Genomic DNA, 21,587 nt, shown 5'->3' on the forward strand with positions numbered 1-21,587 from the left:
AGGCGCAGGCGCCTAGCCACGCAGAACCGGCAGGTTCTCGATGGCGCGTCGCGTGCGGATGTCGTCGGCGGCCTCGTCGAGTTTTCTGGCGAGCGGCTTGGTGCCGGACAGACCGAAGATGTAGTCGATGCCGTTGGTCTCGCACCACGCCATTGCCTCCGGCCGAGCATAGTGCGCCCGTCGCCACGGAACGTAATTCGCGTGTTGTGCCACCGCGTCCGGATATGCCGTATCAGGCGGCGCAGATGGGCACGCACCTCGACGCCGCCCGGCGTCTTGCCGGGCCGCAACACGACCGCCACGGGCCGGCTCTTCTCCGTGTCGTAGACGTGGATCGGCAGGAAGCAGCGTTCGTCATAATGAGCGTTGAACAGCGAGAGCTGCTGATGGCCGTGGACGACATCGCAGGTATCATCGATGTCGAGCGTGACGGATGCCGGCTCGCGCGGGTAGCTATCCATCCATGCGTCGACCAAAGTGTAGGTCAGTCGGATCACGTCGCGCAGGCGCGGAGCATTCTCCAGCCGCGACAGCGTCGGTTGGGAACACAGATCGCGACCCGTGTCCGGCAGCCGTCCGCAGGCCAGCTTGAATGCGGGATCGGACCGCAGATGATCGAGGTCGTCGGCGTCCTCGTAGCCGCAGCAGATCGCGAACATGCGCGCGCGGAACATATCGACAAGGCTGTGCACGACCCGCGTCGGATCGCGCCGATCCGGGAACACCCGGGCCAAATTGTCGGCCAAGCCGAGACGCCGCTCGGCCATCGCCAGAAGCATCACGCCCCCGTTCGAGGTCAGCCGACCGCCATCGAAGGCAGCTGTGACTTTCTTGGCGTGAACGGCTGGAAACGAGAAGGGCAGAATCGTATCATCGGTCATGGCGGGCCTGGCGTTCGCGGTTGAGGTGATGGGGTTGGCTTTGCAACCGAATCCTACGCCGCATCAGCGCTTTACACCACGCTCGCCAGCCTCTCAGGCGCACTCTGACGAATAAGACGGGCTAGTGACAATGCAATCCTCCGAAATAGAATACTGATCTATAATCAGTTGCATTTTTTGGTTGGTCGGAAAGAAGCCGCCACACTTAAAAAGCAGGTATACAAGCAAACGATTCTGGAATGAGCCGCGACTAAACAACGCCGAAAAATTTGTATGCTTGATGCGGAATATGACCTCCGTATCTCTGCGAAGTCTCGCTCGCAGATCGTCACACGCCTGCTTAAACTCGAGTCCAGTTTGATCTTCACCAGCATATAGCGCTTCGAATTCGTTGAAGAGAGCCGGCGGACGTCTCCGTCTCTGACGAGATGCGAGTCGTTCCATGGCAGTCATCAGCGCGGTTCTCGCGGCGAACAATTGATCTAAAATGCGATCCTGCCGGAAGTAGGACACACGAAGTCTCAGCAGATCGATCATTCCGCCGTCGCCACCGCCAGACACCATATAGGTCTTGCGCGGCTCCTTTAGGCTAGGTTGACCAAGTTCTTCATTGCGCCAATAGGACGTAGTGCCGCCTCGCTCAAGGCCGAACCCGACAGCCAGGACGATGTGATCAAAATCTTCAGATGCGCCTATCGCGCTCGTCTGAGCGTCATCGAGGATCCCGCCATCCCTTGGATCTCTCCGTTCGCCAACCCACTCAAGGCGAAGCTTTTGGCGCCTCGCGATTGCCTGGATCTGAAGGTGCCGAGTATTGCAAAACAGCTTAATCTCATTGACCGGTCTGGCCGCGAAGATTTTCCACTCGGACAGCAATTGAACCGTGACGTCGGAAGCTCGAGCTGCCGTCCAGTTCATGATCGGCAGCATCGCAGCAGTCATTTCGCTGCCGGCCTCAGGCCAATTGTAGATATTGGGATGCAGCCACCGCGCATCGCTGCCGTGTTGAAGGGGCAGAAGAACGTCGCGCTCTTCGAACATCGAAATCTTGACGTTTGCGTTCTTGGCGATCAGCCCGGCGGCGAAAGTTAATCCGGCAAATCCTCCGCCGACGATGGCGATGTTGCGCGTCTGCGGAGGCTTGCGTCCCGGGATCGTGCAGGACACAAGGCCGTCCTCAATCATTGCGCATGCCAGATTAAGTGCCCGTGTCTGCTGACTCAGAACTGTAACGCCCGCATCGAAATTGCCGATGGAGTAGATGCTCCGGCGACCAAGTCTACAGCCCGCCAAAATTTGCTTGTGGGTCAGCACGTCTCGTCTCCCCGGCGAGCGACGCTTACCCAGTGCTTACCCGCTGCAATTTCGCAAAAATCATTAGACAGGTCATTGATTTTATTGGCGCACCCGACACGATTCGAACGTGTGACCTTTGCCTTCGGAGGGCAACGCTCTATCCAGCTGAGCTACGGGTGCGTGCAGGGGTTCATTTAGCTGATTGCCCCAAGGTCGGCAACGGCGTTGTCCGGCCGATTAAGGGCTGTAAACTGCCGCTGCCAATATGACAGGCTGCGTAAAAGGCCGTCTTTCGAGGGAGTTTGCCCATGCGTCCGCTGGAATTCGGCTGGTATCTGCCCACGCATGGCGACACCACGGCCTATGGGCTGATGGAGGCGCAGGTCGCGGGGTCGCCGGAACTCTGCGAGCGGGTGGTCAAGGCCGCCGAGGACGCCGGGTTTGAATACCTCCTGATCCCGGTCGGCTCGGTGTGCTGGGAGGCCTGGATCTCCGGCGCCTTCATGGCGGCGCGCTCGGAGCGGATCAAGCCGCTGATCGCAGCAAGGCCCGGCTACATCAACCCGGTGCTGATGGCCAAGATGATCTCGACCTTCGACCAGATGTCGGGCGGGCGGATCTGCATCAATCTGATCGCCGGCCAGAACGAGAGCGAGGTCGAGGCCGAAGGCGTACGCTACGCAAAGGAAGAACGCTACGCGCTGATGGAGGAGGAGGTCTCGATCCTCAAGGCGCTGTGGACGACGCGCGGCCCGGTGCACTTCCAGGGCAGGTTTCACACGATCTCGGGCGCACATATCAGGCCGCGTCCGCTGCAGCAGCCGTTTCCAAAATTCTATCTCGGCGGCGGCTCGCGGCAGGCCTGGGAGGTGTCGGCGAAGCATTCCGACGTCCATCTGTTCTGGGGCGATTTGCCCGAGCGCATCGCGGAGAACATCGCCGAGATCCGGCGGATGGCGCGGGCGCATGACCGCGAGGACGCGATCGGCTTCGGTATGCGGCTGCAGGTGATCTGCCGCGAGGACGAGACGGACGCCTGGGAGGCGGCTGACCAGCTGGTGCGCCACGCCACCGAACGGCAGAAGCAGGAGATGAAGACGCTCTACACCCGCTCGGAGGCCAACCAGCGCGTGCAGCAGCTCGCGCGCGACTATGGCGATCTGTTGATGCCGCATCTGGGGACCGGCATCACCAGGGTGCGGCCCGGCGCCGGCATCGCGGTGGTCGGCAATCCCGCGCAATGTGCCGCGACATTGCAGCAGTTCATCGACGTCGGCTGCCACTCCTTCTGCCTGTCCGGCTATCTGCATGACGAGGAGGCCGAGCGGTTCGGCCGCCTGATCCGCCCGATCCTCGCCGCCGACAATCGCGGTCGGCTCGCGGCCTGAGGCGCAGTCCCGAAGCTTTCCGAAAATTCATGGGTGAATCGGCGCCTGACGCGCCATGATCAAGCTTCATCGCATCGCCGCTAGCGGCACCACGGAGTTGAACCATGCATCATCGGGCCTGGCTTGCGGCACTGGCGCTGCTTGTCATGACGGCAGCTCACGCGCCGATCGCGTCGGCGACGCAGGCGCAGACCGAGCGCGACCAGAAGCCGGTCAAGGAAATCGCCAGCGGTCGCGTTGCCGTCGGCAGCGCGACCTTTCCGCTTTACCTCTCGGCCGACTGGTCCAATCCGCTGCCGGAGGTCACCGCGCGGTCCTGGTGCTGCACGGCGTGCTGCGCAATGCCGACGATTATTTCCGCGCGGCGCTGAGCGCGCAGGCCGCGGCCGGCGATGCCGGCAAGGCGACGCTGATGATCGCGCCGCAATTCCTGATCGAGCCTGACGTCGAGGCGTTCAAGCTGCCGGCGGAGACGCTGCGCTGGAGCCTCTATGGCTGGCAGGGCGGCGAGCCAGCGATCGCGCCAAGCCCTGCGAGCTCGTTCGAGGCGCTCGACGCCATCTTGGCCAGGCTCGGCGACCGCCGACTGTTTCCGAACCTGAAGGACGTCGTCGTGTTCGGCCATTCCGGCGGCGGCCAGGTGGTGCAGCGCTATGCGATCGCGGTGAAGGGCGAGCAAGTGCTGCTGCGCGAAGGCATCGGTGTGCGCTACGTGGTCGCCAATCCGTCCTCCTACGCCTATTTCACCAAGGAGCGGCCGCTTCCCGCGATTGCGGCGAGCTGCCATGGCTACAACAAATGGAAGTTCGGCATGGACGACCGTCCGCCCTATCTCGCCGAGCCTTCGCCGACGGCGCTGGAGCAAGCCTATGTCGCGCGCCGCGTCATCTATCTCCTGGGAACGCTCGACACCAATCCCGATCATCCCGCGCTCGACAAATCCTGCATGGCGGAAGCCGAGGGACCGTATCGCTACGCGCGCGGGCATTCCTATTTCGCCGCGATGCAGGCGCGCGACGGCGGCACGCCGAACCACAGGCTTTGGGATGTGCCCGGCGTCGGCCACGAGGGCGGCAAGATGCTCAACTCGCCCTGCGGCCTCACCGCGGTGTTCGATATCCCCGGCTGCGAGGCGGCGCACTGAAGCCGCGCACACACCGGAATGTGTGCGGGGGCCCGGTGGCGAGCGCAATCGATATCGCTTACGCTCATACCGCAATGTGAGTGGAGCATCACAACCGACGACGCAATGGAGGGCATCATGAGGTTACGTTTGCTCGTGGTTCTGGCGGCCGGTACATTCCTTGGCTTGACGGCGGCCAATGCCGCGGAGGGCTGTGGCGACGGTTGCCACAGGACCTCAAGAGGCGCTTGCGTGGTTGACGGCTGGGGCACCAGCGCGCGGGTCAGGAACGAATGCCCGGTCACCTCGCGTCCAACTCCGCCATGCGGCGGCCGTGGATTTATCTGGCGGCGCGACTACCAGGCTTGCAGCCAGACAACGCGGGATTGGCTGTAGCTGCCTGCCGACAGGGCTCGCGTCACGCCGGCACGATCACCTTGCCGATCGGCCACAGCGCGATGCCGGCAAGCTTGAGATGCGCCCAGGCGAACGGGATGCCGATGATGGTCACCGCGAGCAGGATCGCGGTGACGACGTGGCCGATCGCGAGCCACCAGCCGGCCAGGATGAACCAGATCAGATTGCCGATCACGCCGAGCGGTCCGGTTCCGATATCGGACATGCCGGTGACTTCGTCGCGGCGCACCGCGCGCGAGCCGAACGGCAGCAGCGTGTAGACCGCGATGTTGAAGGCGGCGCGCGCCCAGGGCAGCCCGATGATGGTGATGGCCATGATCACGGCGGCGACCAGCCAGCCGAACGCCATCCATGCGCCACCGATCAGAATCCAGAGGATGTTCAGGAGGATAGACACAGGCTGCATGACTGACACCTTGGCGCCGCTTCGAATGTCTCCAATATAGGCTGATGTCCGGTGTGGCGGTAGGTGTCGCCCACGCGCGCAAGCGGCGGCGGGGCGCAAATCGCGAGCAGACCCGTGAGCTGCGCTGCGGCTGAGGCGCTGAAGATAACCCTCATTTCGTTGCATCTCCCTTGATCGCAATTAAGCTTCCGCGGCCGGCAACGCGGCGAAAGGGAGAGCAACAGTGAGAAAAAAACTTCACACGAGAAAAATACCTCACATCAGAAAATTACTTGGGGCAGGCCTTCTGGCGGTGCTGGCATTGAGCACGCAGGCCGCGCCAGCTGAGGAGGCCACCCGCTTCCCGCCGCTCAAGGCCGAGGAGCTGTCGCCGGCGCAAAAGGCCTGGGTCGACATGATCAGCGCGCCGCCGCGCAACGCCAAATTCACTGCGCCGCCCTACCGCGCCTATCTCCGCAATCCCGATCTGGCGCCAAAACTATCGAACCTGTCGGAGTATCTGCGCTGGAATACCTCGCTGCCGGCGCGGCTCAGCGAAATGGCGATCCTGATCACGGCGCGGCACTGGACCGCGCAATATGAATGGTCTGCGCATTATCCGCTGGCGATGAAGGGTGGGCTCGATCCGAAGATCGCGGATGCGATCGCCAGGGGCATGCGGCCCGAAGCCATGAAGGACGACGAGGCCGCGCTCTACGATCTCGGCATCGCGCTCTATCGCGACAAGAAGGTCAATGATGCCGTCTACAAGGCCGCGCTGGAGAAGTTCGGCGAACGCGGCATTTTGGATATCATCGGCATCATGGGCTACTACGACATGGTCTCGATGACGCTGATCGCGATGCATGCCGGCTCCGCGAATGACAGCATTCCGCCGCTGCCGGTGCTGGAGAAGTAGGGCTTTCGCGCTGTCTGCCTTACCTCTCCCGCTTGCGGGGGAGGTCGCATCGCATCGAAGATGCGATGCGGGTGGGGGCTCTCTCCACGGAACGACTCGCGGGTAGACCCCCACCCCGACCCTCCCCCGCAAGCGGGAGAGGGAGTGCAGTCCCCTCGCGGTTGCCCTCTGACTCGCCCTACCGCCGAAAACCGCTGGCGCGCGAATAGCTCTGGCGGTTCTCTTGCGACGGGCGCGCTGACATGCTGGCGCGCGTCTCGCTGGCGACGGGCGTCGCCGGCTTGAGGTCCTCGAGGAAGATCGGCCTGGCGAAGTAATAGCCTTGGGCATAGCGGATCTTGGTCGCCGCCTGCAGATAGGTGAGTTCCTCGTAGGACTCGATGCCCTCGGCGATCACGGTCATGCCGAGCGCATCGCTCAGCGATTCGATCGCGCGCAGGATGCCCTGGCTGCGCGGCCGTTGATGGATGTCGGTGATGAAGGAGCGGTCGATCTTGATCTCGTCGGCGGTGATATCAGCCAGCGCCGACAGCGACGAATAGCCGATGCCGAAATCGTCGATCGAGATGCCGACGCCGATGCCGCGCAGGATCGGCAGGATCTGGTCCTGGAAATGCGACCGGGTCACGAACGCGTCCTCGGTCACCTCGATCATGAAGCGTTTCGGGAAGCCGGTCTCCTCGATCGCGCGTGCGAAGCGGCGCATGAATTCGACGTTGGAGGCCTGCTTGGCGGCGACGTTGATGCTGATCGTCGCGGTGGGACCGAACGTGTCGTTGATCAGGTCGATCGACTTGACGATCTCCGCCAGCACCAGGAACGTCAGCTCGTCGATCAGTCCGAGCTCGACGGCGAGATTGATGAAGGTGCCCGGCGCCTGGATCACGCCCTCGTCGTCGCGCAGCCGCACCAGCGCCTCGATGCCCTGGACCTCCAGGCTGCGGATATCGACCTTGGGCTGGAACGCGCAGCAGAAGCGCTTTTCCAGGATCGCCAGCCGCAGCGACTGCTCGATCTTCATCCGCGCCAGCGCCTCGCGCTCCATGCTGTTGTCGAAGAACGCGGTCGCGCCCTTGCCGTTGTTCTTGACGCGGTACATCGCGATGTCGGCATTCTGGCGCAGCGCCTCGTAGCTCCCGCCATGCATCGGGTAGAGGCTGACGCCGATCGAGGTCGAGGCGAAGATCTCGGATTCCTCGATGAAGAACGGCGCCTTCAGCCGCTCCTGCATGACATCGATGAATTCGGCAACCTCGTCATTGCCGCTGATCGGGTTCAACAGCAGCAGGAATTCGTCGCCGGAGATGCGCGACAGGATATCGGTGGCGCGCAGCGCGTGGCCGAGCCGCTTGGACAGTTCGACCAGCAGCGCATCGCCGATCGCGTGGCCGTAATAATCGTTGATGTGCTTGAAGTTGTCGACATCGAGGAAGGCGAGCGCGAAATGGCTCTGCGAGGAGTCGCGGATGAGGCCGTTGACGCGATGCTCGATCACCCGGCGGGTCGGCAGGCCGGTGAGTTCATCGTAATAGGCCGAGCGGAACAGCTGGTCCTCGAAGGCCTTCTGCTCGCTGATGTCGGTCGAGGTCGAGATCAGGAGATTGCGTCCGGCGATCTGGACCGGCCGGTGCGAGGTGAGGAACACGTATTTGGAGGCGCCGCAGGAAAGGACTTCCTCGAGTACCACCGGGCGGCCGCTGCGCAGCAGGTCCAGATTGGCGGCGTGGCGTTCATCAACCGGCGAGGTCTGGTTCGCGCTGGCGGCGAGCTGCAACTGGGTTGCGGCGGCTTCGTTCACCAGGATGAACTGGCCCTGCTCGTCCTGGCCTGTCGCTGCCGCGCCCGCCTGAAAATCGTTCCTGGTGAAACTGTGCATGTGCCGACCTTGGCAAAGTCCGTTGTAGTTTTGGTTAAGCGGACTTGCGAAATGCCGTGACAGAATGAGACCGCGGCGGCTTTCGCAAGCCGTCGCGGCAATCGTCATTAATAGAGTATCAATGGCGGCTTCGACCGCCAGCGAAAGCGATTGCGGACCGCGCGGTTGCATCGGCACGAGCAAAAAATGCGCGTGTGCCGGAAAGCCTACTTTTCAACAGTTGGGCAACTTGCACTGCATCGTGCAGTGAACACCGGTCTTCAGGTAACTGATCTCGGTCTTACCGTCGAACGGCCGCAGTGCCGACTTCAGCAGCTTGGTGCCGAAGCCGGCTTCGCCGATCGCCTCGACCACGGGTCCCTCGGTTTCGTCCCAGATCACGTTGAGACGTCCATCGTCCACCGACCACGATACCTGCAGAAACCCGCGCGGCGAGGAGAAGGCGCCATACTTTCCTGCGTTGGTTGCGAGCTCGTGGAAGATTAGCGCCAGCGAGACCGCGAGCTTGGCGGGCAGGAACAGCTGCTCGCCGTTCAGATTGAACCGCACATGGCCGTAAGGCCCGAGCTCCGAGCGCAGCAAATCCTTGATATCGCAACCATAGCCGTCGACCCGCGCGATCAGATCGTCGGTTGCCGAGAGCGCGCGGATGCGATGGTCGATGCGCTGCCAGACCTCGGGCCGGTCCTGCAGCGCCTGGTGCAGCACGGCGTGAATGGTCGAGGACTTGTTCTTCAGCCGGTGCTGCAATTCGTCGACCACGATCTTGCGGTACTGTTCCTCCTCGATCAGTTGCTTCGAGACCTCGCGCTGCTGCGCGACCAGGGAACGGTAGTGCTCGACGCCCCAGATCGCGATGCCGCACACCACCCAGAAGATCATCAGCAACGCAAAGCGCGCCGGATCGGCGGTCGCGCCGCTGAAATTGAGGACAACGCCGAGCAAGCCGCTGGCCAGCGCGGTCGCAATCCCGATCCGGAAACCGCCCAGGGCGGTCGCAAAGAACACCGCCGGGAAATAAGGCGTGAAGAACACGTCCGGCCTGATCTGGGCGAGCCCGAAGCGCGCGGCCGTGGCCAAAACGAGACAAAGCACCGCGAAGGTGCCCGCAAGCAGCGTCGACGGCTGGGAATCGCCCCGCCAACCCGCCCTGAATTCGTCGATCCACTTCGCCATCGCTCGTTCCAGTTCACGTGAACAGGCGACCCAAAATAAGGCCGCTGCGACCGAAAAACCGCAGTTGTGGCCTTCTGGCCACAGGCGGACCTCGCAAACCCGGAAGCGTGGCTGTGCTTGCGTTGTCCGAAGTGGCTGGGGAATATCTGCAACATCATACGTCAGTTGGGGGATCGGCATGGGACGGCTGGACGGCAAGGTCGCGGTGATTACCGGGGCGACCAGCGGCATCGGGTTGCGCACGGCGGAAGTCTTTGTCGCGGAAGGCGCGAAGATCGTGATCGCCGGCCGCCGCGCGCCGGAAGGCGAGGCGCTGGCGCGACAGCTCGGCGGCGCCTGCGTGTTTCGTCAGACCGACGTCACGGTCGAGGAACAGATGCAGGCGCTGATCGCGTTGGCGGTCGAGAAATTCGGCCGGATCGACTGCCTGTTCAACAATGCCGGCGGCCCGGCGCAGACTGGCGGCATCGAGGGCCTCGACGTCGAGCGGTTCGATGCCGCGATGGCCACCCTGGTGCGCAGCGTCATGCTGGGCATGAAGCACGTCGCGCCCATCATGCGCAAACAGGGTTCCGGCAGCATCATCAACAATGGCAGCATCGCGGGGCGGCTCGCCGGCTTCTCCTCGTCGATGGTCTATGGCGCGGCGAAGGCCGCGGTCATTCATTTCACCAAATGCGTGGCGATGGAGCTCGGCGAGTCCGGCATCCGCGTCAACTCGATCTCGCCCGGGGCGATCGCCACCGGCATTTTCGGCAAGGCGCTCGGCCTGTCGACCGAAGCCGCCGAGCAGACCGCGGCTGTGATGCGCGAGGTCTACAAGGCAGCGCAGCCGATCCCGCGCGCGGGCCTGCCCGACGACATCGCGCATGCCGCGGTGTTTCTGGCCAGCGACGAATCGAGCTTCATCAACGGCCATGACCTCGTCGTCGACGGCGCCATCACCGGCGGCCGCAACTGGAGCCAGCAGCAGGCAGGCTACGTCACGCTGCGCAAGGCGTTCGATCAGGGGGCGGGATAGTTCGGTAGGTTCCGTCATTGCGAGCGGAGCGAAGCAATCCATGGTGCCGCTAGCTGAGGAATGGATTGCTTCGTCGCGGAGCCTGTCATCCGGCGGCGCTTTGCGCCGACCGGGTGGCTCCTCGCAATGACGCGGGGAGAGCACACGATGGCATACGCAATTGCGATCTCCTGTTGGCCATGTTTCGCATGAACGCGAAGCTTGAAAGCCGGTTGCGCTATCTCGCCGCGATCATTGTCGCGGGCGCGGTGGCGAGCATCGGAATCAATCTCGTGCAAGGCCGTCACACAATTGGGCCGCTGATGGCGGGCTTCGCTTATGCCCTCGTCACCTGCGTAGCGATCGGAGGGGGCGAACTGTTCATCCTTCGGGGCCCAATGATGGAGCGACTCAATCGCCTGTCCTTCATTGGACTTCTTGCTGTACGCAGCGCGATCTACGCCGGGATCATCATCGTCATTCAATTGCTCCAGGTCGGTGAGCGGGTTGCCGGGTTTCCGCTGCAAACCTCGATCGCGGATTTTGGAGTCAGCATCGCCTATTCCGCCGCAGTCTCGGTGCTCCTGAACCTCGGCTTCAGCATCGCCAATCTGATCGGTCCGCGCGTCTTCATGAATTTCGTCTCCGGCCGCTACCACTCCCCGGTCGAGGAGAACCGCTTCGTGCTGTTCGTCGATATCACAGGCTCGACCGGGCTTGCCGAGCGGCTCGGCGGCATCGGCATTCATCGTTTTCTCGATCGCACCTTTCGCCTGCTCACGGGATCGGTCGTCGATTATCGCGGCGAGGTGCTGAACTATGTCGGCGACGAGATCATCGTGACCTGGCCGGAACGCCTTGGCGCGGTCGATTGCCGGCCGCTGCGCTGTTTTGTGGCGATGCGCGCCGCGCTGCAAAAGGCGGCGTCACAATTCGAGCGCGAGTTCGGCGCAGCGCCGCAGATCCGCGGCAGCCTGCATTTCGGACCCGTGATCGTTGGCGAGATCGGCGACGTCAAGCCGGCCATCGTGTTCAACTGCGACGTCATGAACACCGCGGCGCGGCTGGAGGAGTTGAGCCGCAAGGTCGATGGCGGCTTTCTCGCCTCGCGCACCGCGATGGCGCGCTTCGCCGCCGCGCCGCCGTTTCCCGTGCACGATCTCGGCCGGCTCCCGATCCGCGGCCGCGTCGACGGCATCGACGTCGTCGGGATCGGCGCGGCGGCATAGCCTTTCGCCTCCTAAACGGCGCCCTCGTCGGGAATATTCAGCACGGTGCCGCACGCCTTGCAGTGGACGGCATCGATGTCGTGACGAAGAAGGCCGCAGGAAGGGCATCTGAACCGCACCTTGCTTGGGCTGAACAATACCTTTGCCAGATTCAGGAAGAGCGTGACGCCGAAGATCATGATCACGACCGTAATCATGCGACCCGGCGTTCCCGGTAAAGTGATATCGCCAAACCCCGTGGTCGTGAGCGCGGTAATCGTGAAATAAAGTGCGTCTGCGTAGTTCTTGATGCCGGGGTTCACGCCTCGTTGCGTTTCGTAAACCACGCCCGTCATAATGAAAACGAAGACGGACAAATTGATGATTGCGATCAAAAGTTCTTCGTTGCGACGAAAGAAGACGCTGTCCTCACGGAGGAATTGTACCACCCGGTACGTTCGCAACAGCCGAAACGTGCGGAGTACGCGCAAGAAGCCGGCGGCTTCGCTCGCTGTTGCTGCCAGCAAGGATACAATCGCAGCGACGTCGGTCCAGGTCGTGATGCTGAGCAGTTCGCGGCCCACCCGACGACTTCCTGCCATGCGCAAAATCAACTCGATGAGAAAGGCGACACCAAAAGTAACATCGAGGCCCCGCACCAATTCGCTGCGCGGCAGGAACGATGTGCCGATGATGAACAGAAGTGAGACCAAATCAAAGACCAGGAGCGCATAGAGAAAGAGACGCGAATTGGCGCTGCGTCCACAATACAGGTGGCGCATTGCAGTCCGAAATCGAGAAAGCGGCGTTCGAGGAGAGCCCTCAGCCTGCGCTCCCAGTGCTGACACGCTTGTCGCCTCCACAGGCTATGACGATCCTGCGTTTGCAGTGATGTTCGTGGTCGAACCTGCCGGCCGCCCGGCACCTTGCCCAACTTTCCTGTGGCCACTCCAAATGACCAAGCTTGATGTAGATCAACGCGGGAAAAACTGGCGCCGGTCAATTCCGACAGTCTGTTGCTGAAGCTGCGGGGTAAATCCATGAGCGTTATCTGGACGATTATTATTGGTTTTATTGTCGGAGTGATCGCCAAGTTCATCATGCCTGGCGACAAGTCGGAGCCCAGGGGCTTCATCCTCACGGCCGTTCTGGGAATTGTCGGCGCGTTCGTCGCGACCTACCTTGGCCAGGCCGTTGGATGGTACGGGCCCGGGGAGAGCACAGGCTTCATCGGTGCTGTTGTCGGCGCAATCATTCTGCTGTGTCTTTACGGCCTCGTGACGGGCCGCCAAGGGCGCGCTTGATTGATTGGCCATCGGTGGTCGTCGATACGGGCCGGCGATCAATGCCTCGCAGCCGGCCGCTACCCCTCGGAAGGGTCGCGGAACTCACCGACCTTGCAGACTGCGACGTCGATCGACATCCCCAGATAGTCTTTCGCATCGCCAAACCACGAACCGGCCAGCGGGATCGCCTGGCCTGGATGGCGGGCGATCGCCACCGGGATCAGATCAAATCCGGCACTGATGCTGTTGGTCGGATCGTAATCCAGCCAACCGGCACCGGGAAGAAACACCTGCAGCCAGGCATGCGTTGCGCCGGAGCCGGTCATGCCAACGGCGCCGCCATCCAAGGCTGCATCGTAGAGGTAGCCGCTGACGAAGCGCGCCGCGAACCCGAGCCGACGCAAGGTCTCGATCATCAGCCAGGCAAAGTCCCGGCAGGTGCCAGATCGCTTGTGGAGAGTATCGGAAGGCGATTGCGTCCCTTCAGTATCCCTCGCGCAATAGCTGAAGGAGCGAAACGAGCTGAGCATGCGCTGCAAAACATCGATGGTTTGATCCTGATCACCTGCAACGAAATTCTTGGTCCATGCCGCCACGCTGCCGTCGGGATCCTCGGCATGAGGACGTAGATAGCCAGCGAGGTCGGTCCACTCATCCGGGGTGTATTGTACGGGCACCTCATCGGCCCGAGACTCGAGTGGAAACGCCTCGACTCCCTTTACGCCGAAATAGACTCCCCGAACCTGGAACGCAATTTTGAGTTCGCGGGCCGGCTCACTGAAATCCATCACCGTTATGGCGTTGGTCCGGGAGTCGGTAACCCAGCGGATCGTTGAGGGCACGCTGGTCTCTACCGACCAGCTCAGCAACCGCGCGGAGGCGCCGCGTCGCGGTAGGAACATAGCTCGATGGGTACCGAAGGTGACAGGCGTAGCGTATCGGTAGGTGGTGGTATGGCTTATTTCGCCAAGCATCGCCATACGAGCCTTCTTCCGGTTGGGCCGTCGCGCCGAGGAAGAACAAAGGTCGGGTTATCGCGTGGCCGAAACAGTGGAATGCGCCGCTAACCGAACTTGATGCAGAAGAACGGAAGTCGATATTGATCTAGGTCAACACGCCGCGTTGCGTGGAACTGAGTGCGCGGGCGGTACCCCTGGTTTCGTCCAATTGTTCGGTCAACTGCCGCCCCGGGGTCACAAGACAAAATAGGCTAGCGTCGCCAGGGTATCCGGCTGCGACAAATTAACCCGACGGGCAAATTTCCGCTTCGCGTTTCACCCAACTCAGATGTTCAATATGCCCGTCTCACCCGATCGAGGGGCGCTTCGCGATCGTCACGAACGCGGTGTGGGATGCGGTGGACGCTGTGCGTGATACTGACGAGCACACACAACGCGGACGGTGAAGTCGTGGGGTCCTGACGCCCTAGGAGCCCGTCCAGATATGTTTTCGTGACGGGCATTTGTTGTAGAGTAGCAGGCTCAGGCTGCGTTTGCGAGGTTGAACAGCTTGAGGAGGTTATGGACGGTGCAGATCATTGTCCACTCGGCGCGCACTTTCTCGATGCCCCGCAACAGGAACTGGCGGAAGCCTCTTGCCTGTTTGATCTGCCCGAACACCGGCTCCACCACTTGCTTTCGCAATCGGTAGGGTGTTTCGAAGCCGCCATCGTCGATCTTCTTTCGCATGGCCTGTGTCAGCGGGCCGCCGACTTTTCCGTTCGCTACTGTCGGGTGCTTGGCGCGTCCGGGCGCGACATAGCCATCGATGCTGCGTGTGTCGAGCGCTTCGAGATTGGCTTCGCTGCAGTAGCCGGAATCCGCTGAGGCCTGCCGCGGCTTGCGGCCAAGATTGCTCTCGATGGCCTCGATCAGGGGCACCAACTGGCCCTGATCGCTGCCGTGCTGGGTCAGTTCTTGCGCGACAATGATCTGGGCATGTGCATCGACGGCCGCCTGGGCATTATAGGCCTGAACGAAGCCATCCTTCGACTTCATGATGCGGCTTTCCGGATCGGTGAAGTTGCGTTGCGCCTTGGGATTGGGTTCCTCCGATGGCAGCGCCGCCGGTTTGCCCGGCTTCTTGCGGCCTTCGGCCTGGCGCTGCTGTTCCTTTTCGGCCTCGATGCGGCGCTCTTCCTCCGCCGCCAGTTTGGCGTCCGCTTCCAGCGCCGCCATCGCTTGCTGGATCTTCGCCAGCCGTTTCTGCTTGTCGACGGTCCAGTCCGGCAGTTCGTCGCTGTTGCCGAAAGTCTCATCCTCCGAGGCATCCGCCGCCTCGGCGGCCGCCAGCATGCGAGCGACCTCGGCCTTCAATTCCGCCTCGCGCTTCTTCATGCGCTCATAACTCATCGCCTTGTGTTTCGACGCGTTCGCCTTGATCTTCGTACCATCCAGCGCGACATGACCGAGCTTGACCAGCCCGGCCGTCTCGCACAACTTCAGAACCTGCACGAATAGCGCGCCGAGCGCCTTCAAATGTCGCTTGCGAAAGTCGCTGATCGTCCGAAAATCCGGCGCATCCAGCGCCACGATCATCACAAAATCGTTCCGCTCCCGGCAGGCCTTGGCAATCCGACGCGACGAATACAGCCCACTCGCATAGCTATGCAGCAGCGCCACCATCATCCGCGGATCAAACGGCGGCTGCCCAAGCCCGCTCACATAGCTGCCCATGATCTCCCTGAGATCGAGGCTCTCCCGCACCAGATCAACCATAAACCGCGAGACATGGCCTTTCGGCACGAAGTCCTGCACATTCGGCGGCAGAAGCAGCGTCTGATCGATGTTCCAAGGCCGAAAATACTTGCTCATCGCCCAATGTTGAATCAGACCCGACCAGATTTGAACAGCGACTATCCAGACAAGCTCCTAGCGGCAGGTGTCTCGTCGCAACATGCGAAGGCGTGATGCGGGGGCGGTGACAAGCAAGCCCAGTCTCGCCGGGGAGAGCACGAAGTAAGCCGTAACCCATCGCGCAGGGAAAGCGGATTGCTCCGGTTACATCTGTGGTCCTACCCCCGTGCTTTCTACCTTGCACGGGGCCCATGGGTGCGATCGGCACCCGGCTTTCCCTGCGCCCTCTGTTCAACGAGAGGGCGGAACGAAAGAGCAAGGCTCGGGCAATTCATGTCGCGAGAACGCGAAGCTGTGTTCCTACCCACACTGTCATCGCCCGGCTCGACCGGGCGATCCAGTACGCCGCGGCCCCTCGGCTCAAGCACTGACGTCTCTGGAATACTGGATCACCCGCATGCGCGGGTGATGACACCGAGAACTTGGCTGTTTGACATCATGAATCGAGAACTATCCTCATCGTCGTCCTGGCGAAAGCCAGGACCCATTACCCAGCCGCTCGCTATTGCGCGACGCTGGGGCCGCGACCCCTTTCACAACTATCGCCTGTGGTTATGGGTCCCCTGAGTTCACAAACGAAGTGCAACACTTCCTTGAGGAGGTGTTGCGATGGGGCGGAGTTACGAGCAGCTATCCCTGGACGAGCGATGCGAGATTGCCCGGCTTTCGGCCAATGGCAGCTCGGTCCGGCAAATCGCGGCAGCTCTGGATCGCTCGCCATCAACGGTCTCTCGGGAGCTGACCCGCAATCGAGGCGTCCAGGTCGGCTACAAACCCAGCTATGCCCAGCAACAGATGCGAGCACGGCGCTGGACGGGCGTACGCCTCGAACGGGAGCCCGGCCTGCGCCGTGCGGTGTTGGAACGCCTGGGTCGAGGCTGGTCGCCCGAGCAGGTCGCCGGCCGGCTGGCCCGCGAACACGGCCGCAAGGTGATCTCCCACGAGACCATCTACCGCTTCATCTACGCCCAGATCCGACGCACCTCGGACTTCAGCTGGCGGCGTTATCTGCCGCGCGGCAAGAGCAAGCGCGGTTACCGCGGCAAGAAGGGCGGCAGCCCCGCAAGCTTCATCGAAGGCCGTGTTTCCTTGGATCAACGGCCTATCGAGGCCGCCGATCGCAGCACTCCCGGTCATTGGGAAGCCGACCTGATGATGTTCTCCAAATACGGTCAGGCCGTCCTGACTGTGCATGAGCGCACCTCGCGCCTGCTGCTCGGCATCCGCCTCGCCAGCAAGGTTGCGCGCGGGGTCGCCCGTCATCTCGTTCGCTTGTTCGCATCCCTGCCACAGGACCTGTGCCAGACCGTCACCTTCGACAATGGCACCGAGTTCGCCTGCCACACGGCGCTGCACCGCCTCGCGATCGAGACCTTCTTCTGCGATCCGCACGCGCCCTGGCAGAAGGGCGGCATCGAGAATGCGATCGGTCGAATGCGGCGCTTCATCCCGCGCAAAACCGACCTCGCAACCCTCCCGACCCGCCGCTTCCATCAGTCCTTCAACGCCTACAACAACACCCCGCGCAAATCTCTTGACTTCCAAACTCCCGCCGAGGCCTTCTCCCAAGTGTTGCACTTCGAGTGTGAATCCACATCCTGGCTTTCGCCAGGACGACGCGGGGAGGGTGGGACGCCCAATCCTTCCCGCGTCGCGCGGGGCCAACCCGTGCCCTTACACCTTCTGCTTCGCCGCTGCTTTCGCGAGATCGGGCGCATTGACGGCCGGGATCGCGACGCGGCCGGTGCCGGTGTGCTGAAGGGCGGCGGCGGCCTTGTCGTTCTGCATGATCTTGGCCATCACCGCCTGGCCGGCGCGCTCGAACACGGCGCGGTTGTCGATCAGGAACTGGCGCGATTTGCGCAGCCCGTCGATATAGCCGTTGATCTCGGGCACGACATAGCGGGCGACCATGTCCCAGCTGCGGCGGGTGTTTTCCGGATTGGCCCAGTCGTGGGCGAAGCCGACGATGGTGCCGACGCCGCCGGAGACATCGACCAGATTCTTGATCATCTTCACGAGATCATCCGGCGTGCCGATGGTGGACGCGGCACCCTCGACGAAGGCGGTCTTGTCGACCGCCTCATCCGGCGAGGCGAACGCGGTCAGGCCCGGCCGCATCAAGGTGCCGACGTTATACTCGTTGTGCCAGCGCATCAGCCCGCCGCCGGCCTCGCGCCGCGACTGTTCGCGGGTCTCGGCGATGTGCCACGACAGCAGCACGCGCCAGTTGGCGCGGCTCACCGTGGTGCCGGCCTTGGCGGCGGCGTCCTCGGCGAACTGCCATTGCTGTGGCAGCGCCATCAGACCCTGGGTCGACATCGAGCCCAGCGAGATGATGCCGATGCCGTACTTGCCGGCGAGCGTCATGCCCGACGGCGAGATCTGCGAGGCGACCACGAACGGCATGTCCTCCTGCAGCGGCAGGATCTGCAGCGCGGCGTCATGCATCTCGAACCAGTCGGTCTTGGCGGTGACGCGCTCGCCGTTGAACAGGCGGCGGATCACCGCGATCGCCTCGTCCTGGCGGTCGCGCTGGGTCATCGGGTCGATGCCGAGCGTATGCGCGTCGGAGGCCAGCGCGCCCGGGCCGGAGCCGAAGATGGCGCGGCCGCCGGTCATGTGGTCGAGCTGCACCATGCGCTGAGCGACGTTGAAGGGATGATGGTAGGGCAGCGAGATCACGCCGGTGCCGAGCTTGATGCGCTTGGTGCGCTCGCCGGCGGCGGCCAAAAACATTTCCGGCGAGGCGATGGTCTCCCAGCCCGAGGAATGGTGCTCGCCGCACCAGAATTCGTCGTAGCCGAGCGCGTCGAGCTGTTCGACGAAATCGAGGTCGCTGCGGAATTGCAGCATCGGATGCTCGCCGATCGGGTGATGCGGGGCGAGGAAGGCTCCGAATTTGAGGCGCGCCATAGGTCGTTCTCTCCGGACTATTGTTATCGGGGGCTTTCCGCCAACCTACGGGGTGGCCCCGGGCAAGGCAATGCTCCGGGGCTGCGGCGCCTGCATGGTTGTTGCGCAAATCGGCGGCGATTGCCGCCATCCGGAATGTTTCCCAGCGCATCAACGCAAATTGGCGTCGGCCAATGCAACGCGGCCGGCGGCAATGGAACAGGCCGCGGGTCTAGGGCACGTTCAGCGTCCGCACGACGCGGAAGCTGTAGCCGTAGCCGTCGACGAGGCCGTCCTCGCGATAGCCGGAGCGCACCATGTTGGCGGACCAGTCCCATCTCCCGCCGCGCGCCATGCGTCTGTTGCAATCGCCTTCGAGCCAGGGCGCGCCGTCGGTCGGCGTGTCCTCATTGTAGCGCTTGTTGAAGCAGTCCTCAGTCCATTCGAACACGTTGCCGTGCACCTGGTAGAGCCCGAACGGATTGGGCGGATAGGAATCGACCACCGCAGGTCCCTTGCTGTCAGGCCCATGCGGGCCGCCACCGTAAGGTGTCGACGCCTGATAATTGGCGTTCTGCGCCGTGATCGTGTTGCCGAACCAGAACGGCGTCGTGGTGCCGGCGCGGGTGAAGTATTCGCGCTCGGATTCGCTCGGCAGCCGGTAGCTGCGGCCGACCTTCTTCGACAGCCAGGCCAGATAGAGCTTGGCCGCATTGAAACTGATGCCCTGCGCGGGCAGCCGGCCGCGGCCGAACTTGTCGTCACCCTTGATGCCGCCGCAGCCGCCATCGGCGAGGCAGGCGTCCCAATCGTCGAAGCTGATGGCGAAGCGGCCAACTGCGAACGGCTTTGCGAAGGTCACGCGATGGATCGGGTCCTCGCCCTTGAAGCGATCAGGCTCATTGGCCGGCGTCCCCATCATGAACGAGCCCGCAGGCACCACCACCATTTCGGGACAGCTGGTGCATTCCTTGAAGCTGTCCATTGGCCGCAGCTGCGCCTCGATCTCCGGCGTCAGCGGCTGAATCGGTTTGTCCGGAAAGTATCGGCGCGGCGGTGGTGCGGGCGGCGTCTGGTTGGACACTTTGGCCGGTGTAGCGCGTTCGCGCGCCTTCGACGGCTTGGCGAGAGCTATCGAACACGACGAGACGAGAATGAGCGAGACCGCGGCCGACGGGGCCAGCAGCCGAAAGCAGACAGACATGTCAAATCCTCTGCGCCAAGGTTCTGCACCAAGGCTCTGCAACGAGAGCGATGCCGCTTGGTCGCATCCAGATGCGATCGCGTTCACGGCCAGATCGACCGCTCGTGAACGGTTGCTTACCTCGGAGGTAATCGAAGGGATGACCAAAATTTGCTGATGTCGGCCGCAACCTCATTTCGGGCAGGACAGCGCATGCACCAGATCGTCGCGACGCGGGCGGAGACCTCCCGCCGCTGGTGGGTGCTGGCGATCGTGGTGTCAGCGCAATTCATGTTCGGCGTCGATGCCTTCATCGTCAACGTCGCGATCCCGACGATTGCGGCCGAGCTGCATGCAACGCCGGCGCAGATCGAGGCGGTGATCGCGATCTACCTGATCGCCTATGCCACGCTGGTGGTCACCGGCGGCCGGCTCGGCGATATATACGGCGCGAGGGACGTGTTCATCGCCGGCGTCGCGGGCTTCTCGGCGACGTCGCTGTGGTGCGGTCTCGCGCAATCCGGGCCGGAGCTGATTCTGGCCCGGCTCGCGCAGGGCGCAACCGCAGCGCTGATGGTGCCGCAGGTGCTGGCGACGCTGCATCTGTTGTTCTCCGACGCTGCCCGCGCGCGGGCCTTCGGCATCTACGGCATCGTGCTGGGGCTTGCCGGCGTGACCGGATTCGCGCTCGGCGGCGCGCTGGTGACGCTCGATCTCGCGGGCCTCGGCTGGCGCGCGGTGTTCTTCGTCAATGTGCCGTTCGGCGCCGTCATCATCGCGGCCGCGCTGAAGATCATGCCGATCGCGCCGCGCCGCGCCGGCACCCGGCTGGATATTCCCGGCGCGGTCGTGCTGTTTGTGGGCCTGCTATGCCTGATCGGCCCGCTGCTGTTCGGTCACGATCTGAACTGGACGGCGTGGCTGTGGCTGGTGATCGCGGCGGGCGTCGCTGTGATCGCGGCCTTCGTGCGGCTCGAGCGTAGCATCGCGCGCCGTGGCGGCATGCCTCTGATCGATCTGTCGCTGCTGTCGGATGGTGCTTTCATACGCGGCCTGGTCGCGGTGTTTTTCTTCTTCTTCGCAAATCTCTCCTTCTATCTGGTCATGACCATGTTCATGCAGAAGGGCTTGCGGATTCCGCCGTTGCAGGCCGGCCTGGTGTTCGTGCCGCTGGCGCTGACCTTCGTCGTTGCCTCGCGTCACAGCGGGGCGCGCGCCAAGCATCGCGGCACGCTGGTGCTGATCGAGGGCTGCGCCGTGCAGATCGTGGGACTTGCCGTGCTCGTCGCGACGGTTCAGGTGCTCGCCGCACCACCGTCTCTGCTGCTCGCGCTGGTGCTGATGATCTTCGGCTACGGTCAGGGGCTGGTGATGGCGCCGCTGTCGAGTGCGGTGCTGTCGAGCGTGAAGCCCGCAAGCGCCGGTGCCGGCTCCGGCATGTACGGCACGACGACGCAGATCGGCAACGCGGCCGGCGTCGCCGCGATCGGTGCGGTCTTCTTCGCCGTCGAGAGCGCGACATCAGCACGTCTGGCGCTGTTTGCGGCATGCGCATTGTTTGTGCTGTCGATCATTATTTCAGCCGCATTTCTGTCATGGATGCGCCGCGCGACAGCATGAATCCGCGAAGGTTTGGCGCTTTCTTTCGAAAAGTTCATGCTCAAACAAGGTGCTACGGCAACTATTCATCGCGCTTCAC

At 62.9% G+C, this 21,587-nt stretch carries 16 protein-coding genes, 1 tRNA gene and 3 pseudogenes; 9 read left to right on the plus strand and 11 right to left on the minus strand.

Annotated features, from left to right (window positions below; genetic code table 11):
• Positions 1 to 15 precede the first annotated feature (15 nt).
• The 3 genes and pseudogenes from HAP54_RS15000 to HAP54_RS15010 form a co-directional block, all read right to left on the minus strand.
• A pseudogene (locus HAP54_RS15000) lies at positions 16 to 881 on the minus strand (IS1380 family transposase); the annotation flags it as partial.
• Between the two features lie 93 nt (positions 882 to 974).
• Complete coding sequence (locus HAP54_RS15005) at positions 975 to 2,195, minus strand: NAD(P)-binding protein (RefSeq protein ID WP_166301153.1); 1,221 nt, start codon at positions 2,193 to 2,195, stop codon at positions 975 to 977.
• 85 nt (positions 2,196 to 2,280) lie between these two features.
• Positions 2,281 to 2,357 (minus strand) — tRNA-Arg (locus HAP54_RS15010).
• 128 nt (positions 2,358 to 2,485) lie between these two features.
• Here HAP54_RS15010 and HAP54_RS15015 point away from each other — a divergent pair.
• The 3 genes and pseudogenes from HAP54_RS15015 to HAP54_RS52495 all read left to right on the plus strand — a co-directional run bounded on the left by HAP54_RS15015 (position 2,486) and on the right by HAP54_RS52495 (position 5,084).
• Positions 2,486 to 3,565: an LLM class flavin-dependent oxidoreductase gene (locus HAP54_RS15015; protein ID WP_166301156.1), complete on the plus strand. Its 1,080-nt coding sequence runs from the start codon at positions 2,486 to 2,488 to the stop codon at positions 3,563 to 3,565.
• Between the two features lie 104 nt (positions 3,566 to 3,669).
• A pseudogene (locus tag HAP54_RS15020) lies at positions 3,670 to 4,709 on the plus strand (alpha/beta hydrolase).
• 117 nt (positions 4,710 to 4,826) lie between these two features.
• A complete protein-coding gene (locus tag HAP54_RS52495) occupies positions 4,827 to 5,084 on the plus strand; it encodes a GCG_CRPN prefix-to-repeats domain-containing protein (protein ID WP_371261146.1) in 258 nt (85 codons plus the stop codon).
• Between the two features lie 22 nt (positions 5,085 to 5,106).
• Here HAP54_RS52495 and HAP54_RS15025 read toward each other — a convergent pair whose 3' ends face one another.
• Entirely contained in the window at positions 5,107 to 5,511 is a 405-nt protein-coding gene (locus HAP54_RS15025) for a YccF domain-containing protein (protein WP_166301159.1), read from the minus strand.
• Positions 5,512 to 5,734: 223 nt separating this feature from the next.
• Here HAP54_RS15025 and HAP54_RS15030 point away from each other — a divergent pair, with 223 nt between their 5' ends.
• Positions 5,735 to 6,409, plus strand: coding sequence for a carboxymuconolactone decarboxylase (locus HAP54_RS15030; protein ID WP_339156843.1), 675 nt, complete (start codon positions 5,735 to 5,737; stop codon positions 6,407 to 6,409).
• A gap of 178 nt (positions 6,410 to 6,587) precedes the next feature.
• Here the strand turns inward: HAP54_RS15030 and HAP54_RS15035 are convergent, their stop codons facing one another.
• Both HAP54_RS15035 and HAP54_RS15040 read right to left on the minus strand, forming a co-directional pair.
• Complete coding sequence (locus HAP54_RS15035; protein ID WP_166301162.1) at positions 6,588 to 8,285, minus strand: putative bifunctional diguanylate cyclase/phosphodiesterase; 1,698 nt, start codon at positions 8,283 to 8,285, stop codon at positions 6,588 to 6,590.
• A gap of 213 nt (positions 8,286 to 8,498) precedes the next feature.
• Positions 8,499 to 9,461, minus strand: a complete 963-nt coding sequence (locus HAP54_RS15040; protein ID WP_166301165.1) for a sensor histidine kinase — start codon at positions 9,459 to 9,461, stop codon at positions 8,499 to 8,501.
• A 178-nt stretch (positions 9,462 to 9,639) separates the two neighbouring features.
• Here HAP54_RS15040 and HAP54_RS15045 point away from each other — a divergent pair, with 178 nt between their 5' ends.
• Both HAP54_RS15045 and HAP54_RS15050 read left to right on the plus strand, forming a co-directional pair.
• The gene (locus HAP54_RS15045) at positions 9,640 to 10,482 is read left to right on the plus strand and encodes an SDR family NAD(P)-dependent oxidoreductase (RefSeq protein ID WP_166301168.1); all 843 of its coding nucleotides are present in this window, start codon (positions 9,640 to 9,642) and stop codon (positions 10,480 to 10,482) included.
• Between the two features lie 188 nt (positions 10,483 to 10,670).
• A complete protein-coding gene (locus HAP54_RS15050) occupies positions 10,671 to 11,690 on the plus strand; it encodes an adenylate/guanylate cyclase domain-containing protein (protein WP_166301171.1) in 1,020 nt (339 codons plus the stop codon).
• Between the two features lie 11 nt (positions 11,691 to 11,701).
• Here HAP54_RS15050 and HAP54_RS15055 read toward each other — a convergent pair whose 3' ends face one another.
• The gene (locus tag HAP54_RS15055; RefSeq protein ID WP_166307884.1) at positions 11,702 to 12,451 is read right to left on the minus strand and encodes an ion transporter; all 750 of its coding nucleotides are present in this window, start codon (positions 12,449 to 12,451) and stop codon (positions 11,702 to 11,704) included.
• Positions 12,452 to 12,709: 258 nt separating this feature from the next.
• Between HAP54_RS15055 and HAP54_RS15060 the strand changes: the two genes are divergently transcribed.
• On the plus strand, positions 12,710 to 12,973 hold the full coding sequence (locus HAP54_RS15060; RefSeq protein ID WP_166307887.1) for a GlsB/YeaQ/YmgE family stress response membrane protein: 264 nt from the start codon (positions 12,710 to 12,712) through the stop codon (positions 12,971 to 12,973).
• 59 nt (positions 12,974 to 13,032) lie between these two features.
• Here the strand turns inward: HAP54_RS15060 and HAP54_RS15065 are convergent, their stop codons facing one another.
• A complete protein-coding gene (locus tag HAP54_RS15065; protein ID WP_166301174.1) occupies positions 13,033 to 13,935 on the minus strand; it encodes a transglutaminase family protein in 903 nt (300 codons plus the stop codon).
• Positions 13,936 to 14,436: 501 nt separating this feature from the next.
• Positions 14,437 to 15,768 (minus strand): IS1182 family transposase, encoded by a 1,332-nt coding sequence (locus HAP54_RS15070; protein WP_166297236.1) that lies wholly within the window; start codon positions 15,766 to 15,768, stop codon positions 14,437 to 14,439.
• A gap of 651 nt (positions 15,769 to 16,419) precedes the next feature.
• Here HAP54_RS15070 and HAP54_RS15075 point away from each other — a divergent pair.
• Positions 16,420 to 17,406 (plus strand): annotated as a pseudogene (locus HAP54_RS15075) (IS30 family transposase); the annotation flags it as partial.
• Positions 17,407 to 17,484: 78 nt separating this feature from the next.
• Here the strand turns inward: HAP54_RS15075 and HAP54_RS15080 are convergent.
• Complete coding sequence (locus HAP54_RS15080; protein ID WP_166301177.1) at positions 17,485 to 18,726, minus strand: LLM class flavin-dependent oxidoreductase; 1,242 nt, start codon at positions 18,724 to 18,726, stop codon at positions 17,485 to 17,487.
• Between the two features lie 211 nt (positions 18,727 to 18,937).
• The gene (locus HAP54_RS15085; RefSeq protein ID WP_166301180.1) at positions 18,938 to 19,909 is read right to left on the minus strand and encodes a formylglycine-generating enzyme family protein; all 972 of its coding nucleotides are present in this window, start codon (positions 19,907 to 19,909) and stop codon (positions 18,938 to 18,940) included.
• Positions 19,910 to 20,101: 192 nt separating this feature from the next.
• Here HAP54_RS15085 and HAP54_RS15090 point away from each other — a divergent pair, with 192 nt between their 5' ends.
• Positions 20,102 to 21,508 carry an MFS transporter gene (locus HAP54_RS15090; protein ID WP_166301183.1) on the plus strand — a complete coding sequence of 469 codons (1,407 nt, stop codon included), beginning with the start codon at positions 20,102 to 20,104 and terminating at the stop codon, positions 21,506 to 21,508.
• The last annotated feature ends 79 nt before the right edge of the window (positions 21,509 to 21,587 follow it).

The sequence above is a fragment of the Bradyrhizobium sp. 2S1 genome, assembly GCF_011516625.5.
Lineage (GTDB): Bacteria > Pseudomonadota > Alphaproteobacteria > Rhizobiales > Xanthobacteraceae > Bradyrhizobium > Bradyrhizobium septentrionale.